Source organism: Stenotrophomonas sp. TWI700 (assembly GCF_039673645.1).
GTDB lineage: Bacteria > Pseudomonadota > Gammaproteobacteria > Xanthomonadales > Xanthomonadaceae > Stenotrophomonas > Stenotrophomonas maltophilia_AA.
The window spans coordinates 15,931-30,064 of the sequence record NZ_JBDJMB010000019.1 but is presented as its reverse complement, the minus strand read 5'-3'; the positions used below and the strand labels follow the sequence as shown (position 1 = coordinate 30,064).

The following is a 14,134-nucleotide window of genomic DNA, read 5'->3' as shown; positions in this document are numbered from 1 at the left end:
AATGCAGCTCGCGGGCGGGATCAGTGCGGCGAGGCGACCGCACGGTTCGACGAAACGCCCTTGCGCTTGCCCTGCGGGGCGGCGTCTTCGGCCATCAGGTTGTCGCTGCCGAAGTCGGTGTCCACGTCCAGCCAACGCTGGGTGGGCAGGCCCATCGCCTGGTCGAGCACGGTCGGCAGCAGGCCGCTGGGCAGGCTGCTTTCGCCGTTCCACATGATCGCGATGCCGAGGTCGCGCTCGGGGATCAGCGCGACCAGGCCGCGATAGCCCTGGACGGCACCGGCGTGGAAGATCACTTCATGGCCGGCGTAATCGAAGGTGCGCCAGCCGAGGGCATAGCCGGCCGAGTTGAGGCGTTCGCGGCGCCAGCCCGAGCGCATTTCGCCCGGGGTGCTGATCAGGCTGGCGTGCAGCGTGGCCAGCAGCGGGGCGGGCAGCACGTCGGGGCGGTGACCGGTGTGGGCCAGCAGCCACTGCGCCATGTCGCTGGCGCTGGCGTTGACGCCGGCGGCCGGGGCGAGGCGATAGTAGGTCGGCTTGGGTGTCAGTGCGACCCAGCCGTTGCGGCTGCGCACGTGCGGGCGTGCCCAGCGCGAGCTGGCCTGGATGCCGGCCAGGCCGAGGCTGGCGTCGTCCATGCCCAGCGGCTTGAACAGGCGGCGCTCGACGGATTGCTCGTAGAAGCTGCCCGAAGCGGCATAGACCACGTCGCCGATCAGGCTGAAGGCCACGTTCTGGTACGCATAGCAGTCGCCGGGCAGGCACTTGAGCGAGGTGGCTGCCAGCTTGTGGGTGAGCGTGTAGTACTCGGCGTTGGCTTCGACGTCGCGGTCGTAGGCGTTGTAGGGCAGGCCGACGCGATGGCTGAGCAGGTCGGCCACGGTCAGGCGCTCGGTCGCTTCGGGCGTGCTCAGCTGGAAGCCGGGCACGTAGTCGGTGACCTTGCTGTCCCAGCGCAGCGTGCCGTCGTTGACCAGCAGGCCGGCCATGGTGCCGGCGAAGGCCTTGGACAGCGAGGCCAGGCGGAACACGGTGTGGGCGTCGACCTGCTGCGGGTTGTTGACGTCGGTGACGCCGTAACCGCGCGCGCTGAGCACGCGTCCGCCCTGGACGATCGCCACGGCCATGCCGGGCACGCGTTCGCCATAGGTAAGCTGCTGCGCCATCGATTCGATCGCGGCGACGTTGAAGCCCTGCGCAGGCGGCTGCACCTTCAGACCGGCGGCCGTGGTGCGGTATGCGGCAGGCTGGGTGTGCGGGGCGGCGCTGGGCGCCGACTCCTCGATGTTGACCGGGAACGCGGCGGGCGCCGTGGCGGGCGTCTGCGCGGTGGAAGACATGGCGATGGGCATCAACATGCCCAACAACCCGGTGGCCGCCGAACGGATCGGTCGGCGCCTGTTGTTCTGGTTCATCGTGTGGGTGCCCGTGCGCGACTGCTGGGACCGATTCTAGCGCCGCTTTTCGCCATTGCACAAACGAATCGAAGATGAATGCGTATCACATTGAAAACGTGCGGGTTTTGTCGATCCCGACAGGCTGCGGTCGCGCAGGTCGGACGGGGCTCAGCGCACCCCTGTTCAGCCAGCCGCGGCCGCCCGGATCCAGTGGGCGGCGCGTTCGGCGATCATCAGGGTCGGCGCGTTGGTATTGCCACTGACCAGGCGCGGCATCACCGAGGCATCCACCACCCGCAGCCGCTCGGTGCCGTGCACGCGCAGGGTTGGGTCGACCACGGCCTCGGGGTGCCGGCCCATCGCGCAGGTGCCCACCGGGTGGTAGATGGTCTCGGCCTTGGCCCGGATGAAGGCGTCCAGTGCGGCGTCGTCCAGATCGGTGCCGGAGGGAAACACCGGCGCGCCGCGCCAGCGATCGAAGGCGGGTTGGCGCAGGATCTCCGCGGACAGGCGCGCGCATTCGCGCATCATCTTCAGGTCATGGCCGTCGGCATCGCCCAGGTAGTTGGCCTGGATGCGCGGCGGCGAGCGTGCGTCGGCATCGCGCAGGCGCAGCTGGCCACGGCTGCGCGGGTGCAGGGGACAGGCATGCAGGGTGTAGCCATCGCCGGGCAGCCGATGGCGCCCGTGGTTGTCGAGCATCGCCGGGACGAAATGGAACTGCACGTCGGCGCGCGCATCGGTGGCCAGCGACGAGCGGGCGAAGCCGCCGGCCTCGGCCAGGTTGCTGGTGCCGGCGCCACGGTGGCCGCGCAGGAAGTAATCGACGGCGATGCGCAGCTCGCTGCTGCGGTCGTAGCTGACCCCCGGCCCGGTATGCACGACGGTGCAGATGTCGAGGTGGTCCTGCAGGTTGCGGCCAACCCCGGGCAGGTCCACGCGCGGGGTGATGCCGTGGCAGCGGAGCGCGTCTGCTGCGCCGATGCCGGACAGCATCAGCAGGTGCGGAGAGTGGATGGCGCCGGCGCTGAGGATCACCTCCGCTGCCGCGCGCGCATGCAGGTGGCGAGCCCCGCGTCGATAGTGCACACCGGTCGCCGTCGTGCCCTCGAAGCTCAGCGCGGTCGCCTGCGCGCCGGTGAGCACGGTCAGGTTGCGCCGCTGGCGCGCGGGGCGCAGATAGGCATCGGCGCTCGAACACCGTGCACCGTCGCGCTGAGTGACCTGGTACAGCCCCACGCCGAGCTGCTGTTCGCCGTTGAAGTCGGGATTGTGCGCGTGGCCGGCTTCCTGTGCGGCGGCGATGAAGGCGGCCGAGAGGGGATTGTGGTGGCGCAGGTCGGAGACCGACAGCGGGCCGGCATCGCCGTGCAACGTGCTGGCGCCACGACTGTTGCGCTCGCTGTGCAGGAACCATGGCAGCACCTGCTCCCAGCCCCAGCCGGTGGCGCCGCCGGCTGCCCAGCCGTCGTAGTCGTCAGGCACGCCGCGCACGTAACACATCGCGTTGATCGAACTCGATCCCCCCAACACCTTGCCGCGTGGCCACCACAGGCGACGGCCGCCGAGCGCGGGCTCCGGCTCGGTCTCCAGGTTCCAGTTGATGCGGCGGTTGTTGACCAGCCGCGCCAGCCCGGCCGGCATGTGGATGAAGGGGTTGGCATCGCGCGGGCCGGCCTCCAGCAGCAGTACCCGGCAGGCCGGGTCTTCGCTGAGCCGGTTGGCCAGCACGCAGCCGGCCGAGCCGGCCCCAATCACGATGTAGTCGTACATGCCGCTCCTTGCCGGGGTGCCCTGCGAGCATAAGACAGGTTGGGGCAGGCCGGGGCTGCGCCGTGGGCCACGCAGCGTTGCGCCGATGGCCGCGCCGGACGCTGGCGATGTTGCGGTGCATCGTTTACCTTGCGCGCTTCGACGCCCGGAGTTCCCCACATGCTGCCGTTGCAACGCCCCTTGTCTGCGGAGAGCGGGCAATGACCGCGGCGGCCGGAACCGGCGCGGCGGCCAGTGGCATGCTGGGTGCCTGGCGCCGATCGCCCCCGCTGATCTGGGCCTCGATCTACTTCTTCTGCCTGCTCAGCGGCTACTACGTGCTGCGCCCGGTACGCGAAGCGATGGCGGCCTCCTCCGATCTGCAGACGGTGTTCCCGCTGCCCCTGATCGCGTGGTTCTCCGGCCATGGGATCGCCCTGAAGGACTTCGTGCTGCAGTTCCTGTTCACCTGCGTGTTCTTCATCATGCTGGTGCTGCAGCCGCTGTACGGCGCGCTGGTGAGCCGCTATCCGCGCCGGGTGTTCCTGCCGGTGGTGTACGGGTTCTTCATCGTCACCCTGCTCGGGTTCTACGTGATGTTCGAGACCGGCACGCCCGGGCGCGGCATGGCGTTCTTCTTCTGGATCACGGTCTTCAACCTGTTCGCGGTGGCGGTGTTCTGGAGCTTCATGGCCGACGTGTTCTCCAACGTGGAGGCGCGGGCGTACTACGGGTATCTCGGTGCTGCCGGGACGATCGGGGCCTTCCTTGGCCCGATCATCACCTCGGCGCTGGTGCAGACGGTCGGCATCGCCAACCTGATGCTGGTCTCGGCCGGCTTCCTGCTGATCTGCCTGGGCTGCATCTGGCGGCTGCGGCTGTGGGCGGTGGCACGCGAACAGGAGCGGCAGCTGGTGTCGGGCGAAACGCCGATGGGCGGCAGCGTGTTCGATGGCCTGAAGTTGATCGTGCGCGAGCCGATGCTGCGGTGGCTGGCGCTGATGGTGCTGTTCGGCGTGGGCGTGGGCACCATGCTCTACAACGAGCAGGCCTCGATCGTGCGCCGCCTGTATCCCGATGCCGCAGCAAGCACGGCGTTCTTCTCACGCGTGGACCTGGCGGTGAACACGCTGACCCTGATCATCCAGCTCGGCTTCACGCGCTGGTTGCTGTCGCGGTTCGGCATCGCCCCGGCGCTGCTGATTCCAGGCGCCGCCATCATCATCGGGTTCTCGATCCTGGCTGCCTCGCCGTTGCCGCTGATGGTGGCGATGGTGCAGGTGATGACCCGCGCCAGCGAATTCTCACTGGCCAAGCCGGCGCGCGAGACGATCTATACCCGTGTGGACCGCCAGTGGCGCTACAAGGCCGGCGCGGCCATCGACACCGTGGTCTACCGTGGCGGCGACCTGACGTTCGCCTGGGTGCACAAGGGGCTGTCCCTGTTCGGCTCGCATATCGTGTTCCTCGGTGGCCTGGTCGTGGCCGGCGCCATGACCATTGCCGCCCTCGGCGTGCTGCGCGAAGAAAAGAAACTGCCGGGCGAGCGCCCGGAGTAAGCTCTCTGCATTACGTTCTGGAAGCCTGCCCATGTATTGGATCGCGCTGTCGTTGACCCTGCTGGTCGCCCTGCTGCACGTGTACTTCCTGGTCCTGGAAATGTTCCTGTGGACCAAGCCGCTGGGCCTGAAGACCTTCCGCAATACGCCGGAGAAGGCGGAGACGACGCGGGTGCTGGCGGCCAACCAGGGCCTGTACAACGGCTTCCTCGCCGCCGGCCTGTTCTGGGGCCTGTTCGATCACCTGCCAATGCTGGTCAACTTCATGCTCGGCTGCGTGATCGTGGCCGGCTGCTATGGCGCGTACAGCGTCAACAAGCGGATCTTCTTCATCCAGGCGGTGCCGGCGATCCTGGCCGTGGCGGCGTGGTGGATGGTGCCGGCCTGATCTGCGATGTAGAGCCACCCCATGGGTGGCTGCGCGCCAACACTCAGCGTTTGACCGGCGACACCCACATCGCGATCCGCGCCTCGAACACCGCCGTGCCGGCGTCATCGCGGACCTGCACCTTCACCGGCAGCGCGTAACCGGCCTCGGCCGCCACGATCGGCTGCTCCGGTGTCGCCACGGCATGCTGGGTACCGGTCGCCTTGGCCAGGTACTGCACCTCCATCCCCTTCGGGATCCAGCGCATGCCCTTGGGCAATGACGCATCCACCATCAGCCCGGCAGTGAGTTCGGCCAGGTTGCACAGCGCGATCGCGTGCACGGTGCCGATGTGGTTGGTGACCCTGCGCCGGTGCGCGATCCGCCCTTCGCAACGGCCCGGTTCAAGCACGGTGATGCGCGGGGCGATGCTGGCGAAGTAGGGTGCCTTGAAACACACCGCGCGCGAGAACAGCCAGGGGCCGGCGGGCCAGCGCTGCATGCGCCGGTAGAGATTCAACAGTGGAGCGGACATGCAGGATCTCCCTGTAAAAACGGCGGACCGAAGTCCGCCGTTTTCGTTCACATGATTGCCGGGATCGGGATCAGGCGGCTTCGGACTGCGCGTCCTGCTGGGCGCGCTTGTAGTAGCCCGCCGAGCGCAGCTCTTCCGGATCGAAGTCGTCCACGGTGATCGTTTCCAGGGTCAGCGTACGCAGCTCTTCGAGCAGGGTGCGCTCGTCCTGGGTGATCACGCCTTCGGCCACGGCCTCGTCCAGCTGGGTGACGAAGTCCAGGGCCTCGATGCCCTTGGTCTTGAGCGCCTTGATGAACTTGCGCTCCACCGGCTCGGCCATGATCGCCTTGGACAGGTAGCTGTTGATGCGGCCGCCCGGGTTGTTCTCGCACGGGGTCAGGAACACGCCACTGGCCAGACGGTCACGGGCTTCGTTGGGCGCCATCAGCAGCGCGGCGACGCGGTGGCCCAGGCGGTCACCCGGGGCTTCGGCACGGCGGCCGAACGGGAAGATCAGCGCCCACATCAGCCAGCCGATCGGACGCACCGGGAAGTTGCGCAGCGCGGCCGACAGCGACTCTTCGATCTTGTGCACGCTTTCATGGAAGGCCCAGGCCAGCAGCGGCTGGTCGGCGGTCGGTGCGCCTTCGTCGTGGTAACGCTTGAGCATCGCGCTGGTCATGTAGATGTGGCTCAGCACATCGCCCAGGCGGCCGGACAGCGATTCCTTGAACTTCAGCTTGCCGCCCAGCGTCATCATCGAGATGTCGGCCATCAGTGCCAGGTTGGCCGAGTAGCGGTCCAGCTTGCGGAAGTAGCGGCGGGTGTAGGCATCGCCCGGGGCGGCACCGAAACGCGCGCCGGTCAGGCCGAACCAGAACGAACGCACGGCGTTGGAAATGCCGTAGCGGATATGCCCGAACAGGCTGTGGTCGAATTCCTGCAGGGCGGCACGGGTGTCCGGGTCCTGCGCGGCCTTCATTTCCTTCAGCACCCACGGGTGGCAGAGGATCGCACCCTGGCCGAAGATCAGCAGGCTGCGGGTCATGATGTTGGCGCCTTCGACCGTGATCGCGATCGGCGCGGCCTGCCAGCTGCGGCCGGCGAAGTTGCGCGGCCCCAGGATGATGCCCTTGCCGCCGATCACATCCATCACGTCCGAGATCACTTCACGGCTCATGGTGGTGCAGTGGTACTTGGCGATCGCCGACGGCACCGACGGCACGTCGCCGCGGTCCACCGCAGCGGCCGTGGCCTGGCACAGCGCGCTGATCGCGTAGGCCTTGCCACCGATGCGGGCCAGCGCTTCTTCCACGCCCTCAAAGCGGCCGACCGACAGGCCGAACTGCTTGCGGATGCGCGCATAGGCACCGGTCACCACGGCACCGGCCTTGGCACCGCCACTGGCGGTGGAGGGCAGGGTAATCGAGCGGCCGACGGCCAGGCACTCGTTGAGCATGTTCCAGCCCTTGCCGGCCTTCTCGGCGCCGCCGATCAGCTGGGTCAGCGGGATGAAGACATCCTTGCCGCGGATCGGGCCGTTCTGGAAGGTCGAGTTGAGCGGGAAGTGGCGACGGCCGATTTCCACGCCGGCGGTATCACGCGGCAGCAGCGCCAGGGTGATGCCGATGTCGCGGGTGCTGCCGATCAGGCCATCCGGGTCGTACATGCGGAAGGCCAGGCCGATCAGCGTGGCCACCGGGGCCAGGGTGATGTAGCGCTTGTCGAAGGTGAGCTTGACGCCGAGCACCTGCTCGCCGTTCCACTCGCCCTTGCAGACGATGCCGTAATCGGGAATCGAGGTCGCATCCGAGCCGGCGAACGGACCGGTCAGGCCGAAGCAGGGCACTTCACGGCCATCGGCCAGGCGCGGCAGGTACTGGTCCTTCTGTTCCTGGGTGCCGTAATGATTGAGCAGTTCACCCGGGCCCAGCGAGTTCGGCACGCCGACGGTGGAGCTGACCACGCTCGACACCGAAGCCAGCTTCTGGATCACCTTGTGGTGGGCCAGCGCGCTGAAGCCCAGGCCGCCGTATTCCTTCGGAATGATCATGCCGAAGAACTTGTTCTTCTTGATGAAGCTCCACAGTTCCGGCGGCAGGTCGGCGTAGACGTGGGTGATTTCCCAGTCGTTGACCATCCTGCACAGCTCTTCGACCGGGCCATCCAGGAAGGCCTGTTCCTCGGCGGTGAGCTGCGGCTTGGGATAGTTGAGCAGGATGTTCCAGTCCGGATCACCGGTGAACAGCTCGCCTTCGAAACCGACCGAGCCGGTTTCCAGCGCGATGCGTTCGGTCTGCGACAGCGGCGGCAGCACCTTGCGGAACACCTTCATCATCGGCGCGGTCAGCAGCGGCTTGCGGATGAAGGGCAGCAGCAGCGGCACGGCGATGACGGCGACGATGGCCGCGGCCACGATCGTGGCGGTCTGGTTGACGTAGGGAATGAACCAGCAGGCGGCCAGCAGCACCAGGCTGATGATCGTCCAGGTGATCAGGCGCATCCGGTGGTAGGCGACGAACGCGCCTGCCAGCAGGATCGCGAGGAAGGGAACGACAATGCTCATGAGCGTGCTCCGGTGACGTGCTCGGTAGTGACGGACGATGCGACGGCGGAGGCCGAGGGCAACACGTCCAGATAGTCCAACACAGTAGCGGTAAAGGCGTTGTTGTCGTCACCGGCGACCATGTGGGTGGCCTCCGGCAGCTGCACGTGGCGTGCATGTGGCACCAACGCGAGGAACTCGGCCACCGTCTGCGGGGTGACCAGGGTGCTGCGACCACCGCTGACCAGCAGCAGGGGGCATTTCACCTGGCGCGCCGCCTCGGCAAGCGCGTCCTGGTGCTGTTCGCTGTCACGCGCCAGCTCGGCGACCAGGCGCGGGTCCCAATGCCAGCGCCAGCGGCCGTGACCGTCCTCGCGCAGCAGGGCACGCAGGGCGTCGTCGGACTTGCGCGGGCGGTGCGGCATGTAGGAAGAGATCACGTCGGCGGCCTGCGACAGCGACGCGAAACCCTCCGGGTGCGCGGTCATGAACATCAGGATCTTTTCGACACCGGCGGTATCCCAGCGTGGGGTGATGTCCACCAGCACCATCGCCGAGAACAGGCCCGGCCAGCGCGACTCGGCGAGCAGGCCGAACAGGCCGCCCATCGACGCGGCGATCAGGATCGGCGGCTGCGCCTGTTCGCCCGCCAGCACGATCAGGTCATCGGCGAACTGTTCGCCGTGGTAGGCAAGGTCGGCCGGGTTCCAGTCGGAATCGCCGTGGCCGCGCGCGTCGTAGGCCAGGGTCTGGTAGCCGGCCTCGACCAGCGCGTTCGCGGTGGCGTTCCAGGCATGCCGGGTCTGGCCGAAGCCGTGGGCGAACAGGACGGTGCCGCGGCGCCCCGGGCCCGAACGGGTGGCGGCGAGCACGGCGTCATGCGCGCCGGTCAGTCGCTCATCGTCAAAGCGGGGCAGGGTAGAAGAAGGAGTGACCATACTCGCTAGTATGGACCTGCCCTGTGCGATGTCAATACTTCGGAGTATGGTGGTCTCATCCCTTGTGCCAGCAGGCGTGAAGCGGACTTTCACCGATTCACATACTGCAACCAACCCCGGCGTATGGTTAAATCCACCTATGAATGAACCCGAAGCTTCCGCCGGCGAGCCACGTGCCGGCCGCAACAGCCGCCTCAGTGCCGAAGACTGGGCCCAGGCCGCACTGGATCTGATTGCCGAACAAGGCGTGGGCGCGGTCGCGGTGGAGCCGCTGGCGCGACGTCTTGGTGTCACCAAGGGCAGCTTCTACTGGCACTTCCCCTCGCGCGACGCATTGCTGCAGGCCGCGCTGGAGCGTTGGGAACTGTTCGAGCAGGAGCAGGTCTTCGGCAGCCTGGCCGATGTCACCGATCCGCGCGTGCGCCTGCGCCAGCTGTTCCAGGTGGTCGCGCATGAAGTGCAGCCGCACATCATCTACAGCGAGCTGCTCAAGGCGCTCGATCACCCGATGGTGCGCCCGGTCATCGACCGTGTTTCGCACCGGCGCCTGGAGTATCTGGTCGCCTCGTTCCGGCAGGCCGGCCTGAGCCGCACCGATGCGCAGCACCGTGCACGATTGGCCTACGCGGCCTATGTGGGTTTCCTGCAGTTGTCGCTGCAGCTGCAGCAGCCCAAGCAGGCGCGCGAGGATTTCGAAGCCTACGTGGAGCATGTGATCGAGACGCTGATTCCGCTCGGTTGATCGGTTCGTCGTGCATATGCAGAAGGCCGCGGAGACGCGGCCTTTTTTGTGCGCGCCGGAACGGCAGGCAATAAAAAACCACGGCCCCGAAGGGCCGTGGTTCTGTCTCAGGCTGCTACGTGGCTACGATCAGAACTTCTGGTTGTAGCGCATGTAGAAGAAGCGGCCCGGGATTTCGTACTGCGGGTCGAACGAGTTGGCGAAGGTGGTGTACGCCAGCGGCGGATCGCGGTCGAAGGCGTTGTTGACACCGACGGTGATACGGGCGTTCCACGGCGACTGCCAGTAGGCGCTCAGGTCGGTGTAGGTGACGCTGGCGATCTTGCGCTGCGGATCGGGTTCACCGCCGCGGCCGATATGATCGGCATCCGAGCAGAGTGCTGCAACGTTGGCCGGATTGGCGAACGTCGCGCCGGTGCAGTCTTCGTTCTGGCTCGAGTAGTAACGGGCCGAAGCATTTGCACCGAAGTCACCCAGCTGCCAGTTGATCAGCAGGTTGGAACGCACACGCCAATAGTTGTCGCGGTCCAGGTAGTTGCCGACGCGGTTGTAACCTTCGGTCACCGCATCCTCGATGGTGTAGCTCGAGGTGTAGGTGCTGTCCAGGATGAAGGAGAAGCTACCGAAAGCGGTGTCCGGCAGGCGATAGCCCAGGGTCACGTCCCAGCCTTCCACTTCCATCGTGCCCACGTTGTACGGGACTGCCAGCAGGCCGGAGATCTGGCCGGTGCCGTCGCGGGTGATGACGTCGCACATCGACGACACGCCCTTCAGGTAGCAGGCATCCAGCGTCTGCTGGGCGGTCTGGGCGTAGATGGCGTCTTCGATCTTGATGTTCCACCAATCAACCGAGATGTCCAGGCCCGTCGCGAAGCTCGGGCTGTAGACGAAGCCCAGGGTCTTGGAGGTCGAGGTTTCCGGGCCGAGGTCCGGGTTGCCGCCAACCGTGGTGCGGATCTGCGAGTTGGACTGGGTGTAGCCCGGCACGCCGGCGCAGCTGGCGGGCGGGGTGTTGGGATCATCACCGATGAAGCCGGCGCACGGATCGGCCACGTCTTCGAAGGTGTCGCTCACGCCCGAGAACAGTTCACTGATCGACGGTGCACGGAAGCCCTGCGACCAGTTACCACGAATCATCAGGTCATTGATCGGCTTCCAGCGGAAACCGAACTTGCTGTTCGTGGTGTTGCCGAAGTTGCTGTAGTCGGAGAAGCGGGTTGCCACGCTGAAGTCCAGCAGCTGCGCGCCGGTGACGCCGGACAGCAGCGGAATCGCCAGTTCCAGGTACGCTTCGTCCAGCTTGTAGCCACCTGCGGTCGCCGTACGGGCGTTGCCGGTGGTGTCGCCGGAGTTGATCAGTGCGTCCGGGCCGTCAAAGCCGGATTCTTCACGGTGTTCGGCACCCAGCGAGAAGGCGAACGCGCCGCCCGGCAGGTCGAACAGTTCACCGCCGATGCTGCCGTAGTAGGTCTTCTGCTCGTAACCGTAGACGTCATGCGCGGTGAAACCGGCATAGTCGATCATGTCCTGGGTCAGCGAGCCGGCGCCGCTCAGCATGTTCATCGGCACGCAGCCGTCGATCACGTTGCCTGCAGTACCGCAGCGTGCAACGCCATCAACAACGACCGACGGGCCCAAGGCGTTACGCAGCGCGGAGATGTTGAAGAACCCGGTGGTGACGTCGCTCTGGTCGTTCTTGCCGTAGAACATGCCGGCTTCCCAGTTCCAGAAGCGGCTGTTCACTTCGAAGTCGCCTTCGAACGCGCCGTTGAAACCGTAGGTCTTGACGTTCTGCTTGTAAATGCGGCCGCCAGTCTCGTTTGCACGGTACTGGATGTAATTGATGTCGCGGCCGGTGTTGTTGTAGAAGTTGTCGGCGTCGATGACGATGTTGCCGCCATTGGTGCCCGGAGATGCGGCACCCAGCACGATCGGCATGGCCGCCAGGATCTGCTCGGACTCACGCTCGTTGTAGGTCACCGTGGTCTTGAAGCGGACGTTGTCGGTGATGCTCAGGCCGGCGTCGGCGAACACGGAGGTGCGTTCCTGCGGGGTGATCAGCAGGTTGCCCGGCGCGTGGTTGAAGCTGTCCGCCGTGGTGTAGTTGCGCGTGGTGGTGCCACCGTTGTTGGTGACGAAGTAGCCATTGCTGCCGTTGACGCGCGTGGGCCCGAGGATCGGGTTGCCGTCATCATCGAACTGGCCGGTCGGGCCGGTGAAGGCGAAGCGTCCGTCCGGGGTGGTGCTGCTGTTGCCGGTGAAGGGCGCAGAGCCGAAAGCCGGAACCGCGGAGATCGCACGATCGCCCGCCCAGACAGCCTCTTCCTTCACGTAGCCGACGCCCAGGGTGGCGTGCCAGCGCTCACCAGCGGAACCGATGGTGAAATCGTAGGATTCGCGCGAACCGTCGCCCTTGTCGTACTGACCGTAGTAGGCGTTGGCTTCCGCACCGTCGAAGTTCTGGCGAAGGATGATGTTGACCACGCCGGCGATGGCGTCCGAACCGTAGATGGTCGAGGCGCCGTCCTTCAGGACTTCAATGCGCTCTACAGCGGCGGTCGGGATGGTGTTGAGGTCAACCGCACCGCCCAGGCCAGTACCACCGACCCAACGACGACCGTTGACCAGCACCAGGGTACGGCTGGAACCCAGGTTGCGCAGGTTCACGCGGGTTTCGCCGTTACCACCGTTGTTGTAGGTGCTGTTGAGGCTTGAACCGCTGGTGCTGATGTTCTGGATGATGTCGCCGATCGAGGTCTGGCCCTGGGCCTGGATCTGCTCGCGGCTCATGGTGAAGACCGGCTGCGAGGTCTCCACGTCGGCGCGCTTGATGCGCGAACCGGTGACTTCGATCTTGTCGAGGGTCTGGGTTTCCTGTGCATAGGCTGCACCGGTGCTACCAGCGGTCACCACCAGCGCAAACGCAATGGCGTCGCGCAGCTTGTTTGTCCTGCAATTCATTGGCTCTCTCTCTCCAAATGGACTTGGGTGCTACGGGTTCTGGGATGGGCTTCAGCGCGGAAACGAAAGGCGTTTCCAAGTCGCGAAGCTGACTCGATAGTAACCACGTATTCGGAGAAATTAAAGACCGGTTAATACTTCATGTGATTCAGGTGAAATTCGGCAAAGTCCCTGTGCGGTAAGGCTTTCAGGGCGTTACCTGCTGCGGGGGGCCATTGGCCAAGGCTAAGAGGCGATGACTTTTGGCACATTTTTTATGTCGATTTGTATCTTTTTTACCTGAATGCGGGTCAGGGTTCGCACCCACTGCGCGGCAGCGGCGGCCTTAGACCTGTTGCGATTGTCCTACCAGTGAGTGTTCGGGCGCGCCTTATGCTAGGCACCCGTACGCCGGTGCATGCAATCGGTGGCGAGGGGCGCACACAGAAACGCCGCTACGGCGAGCGGCGTGGATCAGGGAAACGGGCCCGCCTTCTGCGCGGTCGGGCATCGCGGAGCGGCGCAGGGACGCCTGGCTTACAGGTCCTGCTCGTAGCGGACGTAGGGCACGGTGCCTTCGTCGGTGCTCTCGTTGCGCGGGGCGAACGGATTCTTGCCACGGGTGACCACGTTCTCGGCGCCGACAGTGAGCTGGCCGCTCCAGGGCGTGCGCCAGGTCAGGCCGACGCCCAGGCCTTCCCACCTGCCGGGCTGGCCGGGGACATCCACCACGCGGCCGATGATGTTGCCGCTGAAGTTGCCATAGCCGGCACCGATGGTGAGGCTCTTGCTGTCCCAGCGGTCGACGATCGCCGGGGAGGCGTCCGCGATCGGGACCAGACGCGCCCTCGCATAGGTGCCGCCGATCGACACGAAGCCCTCGCGACCGATGTTCTTCTGCCCGAACACGGTCAGATCGTTCTGTTCGGCGCGCAGCGACGGCGATTTGTTCGGACCCGCCAGCCAGGCCGGCAGGGTGTCACGGCCACTGCCGGCGGTGAGGCCGACGCGACCGCCGGGGCGGTTGAACGCGGCAGTGCCGCTGACCCGGCGGCTGAGCGTGTTGTCGTCTTCATCGCCGAGCGTGGCCAGCATGCAATGGCTGGCCAATCCGCTGATGCTGGTGCCGCGGCTGCTGTTGCAGAGCAGGCCCAGCGAGTCACCCGACGACAGCCCGAAGGCCGCATCCAGCGAGCTGCGCCCGAAATGCCAGCGGGCCCCGACCGCCTGCTCGCCGGTCGGTTCCAGGTACAGCAGGGCCTCGACCTTGCCGCTGCCCTTGTTCCAGATCGGCAACACAGTGCCGTCCTGCTTGCCCTTGGCCTGCGCATGCGCGCCCGGGATCGCGCCTAGGGCGATCATCAGGGCCAGCGGTAG

Annotated in this window: 10 protein-coding genes; 3 read left to right on the top strand and 7 right to left on the bottom strand. The window is 66.2% G+C overall.

All coding sequences use genetic code 11. From position 1 onward, the window contains the following. Positions 1–20: 20 nt before the first annotated feature. Positions 21–1,358, bottom strand: a complete 1,338-nt coding sequence (locus ABE473_RS13665; RefSeq protein WP_346489843.1) for a serine hydrolase domain-containing protein — start codon at positions 1,356–1,358, stop codon at positions 21–23. A 222-nt stretch (positions 1,359–1,580) separates the two neighbouring features. Then, entirely contained in the window at positions 1,581–3,170 is a 1,590-nt protein-coding gene (locus tag ABE473_RS13660; RefSeq protein ID WP_346489842.1) for a choline dehydrogenase, read from the bottom strand. Positions 3,171–3,370: 200 nt separating this feature from the next. Between ABE473_RS13660 and ABE473_RS13655 the strand changes: the two genes are divergently transcribed. After that, positions 3,371–4,708, top strand: coding sequence for an MFS transporter (locus tag ABE473_RS13655; protein WP_346489841.1), 1,338 nt, complete (start codon positions 3,371–3,373; stop codon positions 4,706–4,708). Between the two features lie 31 nt (positions 4,709–4,739). Beyond that, positions 4,740–5,096, top strand: a complete 357-nt coding sequence (locus ABE473_RS13650; protein WP_176990606.1) for a DUF1304 domain-containing protein — start codon at positions 4,740–4,742, stop codon at positions 5,094–5,096. A gap of 43 nt (positions 5,097–5,139) precedes the next feature. On the opposite strand, the gene ABE473_RS13645 is transcribed toward ABE473_RS13650, so the two are convergent. The 3 genes from ABE473_RS13645 to ABE473_RS13635 form a co-directional block, all read right to left on the bottom strand. After that, complete coding sequence (locus ABE473_RS13645) at positions 5,140–5,610, bottom strand: hotdog fold domain-containing protein (protein ID WP_346489840.1); 471 nt, start codon at positions 5,608–5,610, stop codon at positions 5,140–5,142. Positions 5,611–5,680: 70 nt separating this feature from the next. Continuing rightward, positions 5,681–8,158, bottom strand: a complete 2,478-nt coding sequence (locus ABE473_RS13640) for an acyl-CoA dehydrogenase (RefSeq protein ID WP_346489839.1) — start codon at positions 8,156–8,158, stop codon at positions 5,681–5,683. Continuing rightward, a complete protein-coding gene (locus ABE473_RS13635) occupies positions 8,155–9,075 on the bottom strand; it encodes an alpha/beta hydrolase (RefSeq protein ID WP_346489838.1) in 921 nt (306 codons plus the stop codon). The genes ABE473_RS13640 and ABE473_RS13635 overlap by 4 nt, the downstream gene beginning before the upstream one ends. A 139-nt stretch (positions 9,076–9,214) precedes the next feature. Here ABE473_RS13635 and ABE473_RS13630 point away from each other — a divergent pair, with 139 nt between their 5' ends. Beyond that, a complete protein-coding gene (locus tag ABE473_RS13630; RefSeq protein ID WP_019185113.1) occupies positions 9,215–9,817 on the top strand; it encodes a TetR/AcrR family transcriptional regulator in 603 nt (200 codons plus the stop codon). Between the two features lie 129 nt (positions 9,818–9,946). Here ABE473_RS13630 and ABE473_RS13625 read toward each other — a convergent pair whose 3' ends face one another. Both ABE473_RS13625 and ABE473_RS13620 read right to left on the bottom strand, forming a co-directional pair. Next, positions 9,947–12,778 carry a TonB-dependent receptor gene (locus ABE473_RS13625; RefSeq protein ID WP_346489837.1) on the bottom strand — a complete coding sequence of 944 codons (2,832 nt, stop codon included), beginning with the start codon at positions 12,776–12,778 and terminating at the stop codon, positions 9,947–9,949. Between the two features lie 516 nt (positions 12,779–13,294). After that, entirely contained in the window at positions 13,295–14,119 is an 825-nt protein-coding gene (locus ABE473_RS13620; protein WP_346489865.1) for a hypothetical protein, read from the bottom strand. Positions 14,120–14,134 lie beyond the last annotated feature (15 nt).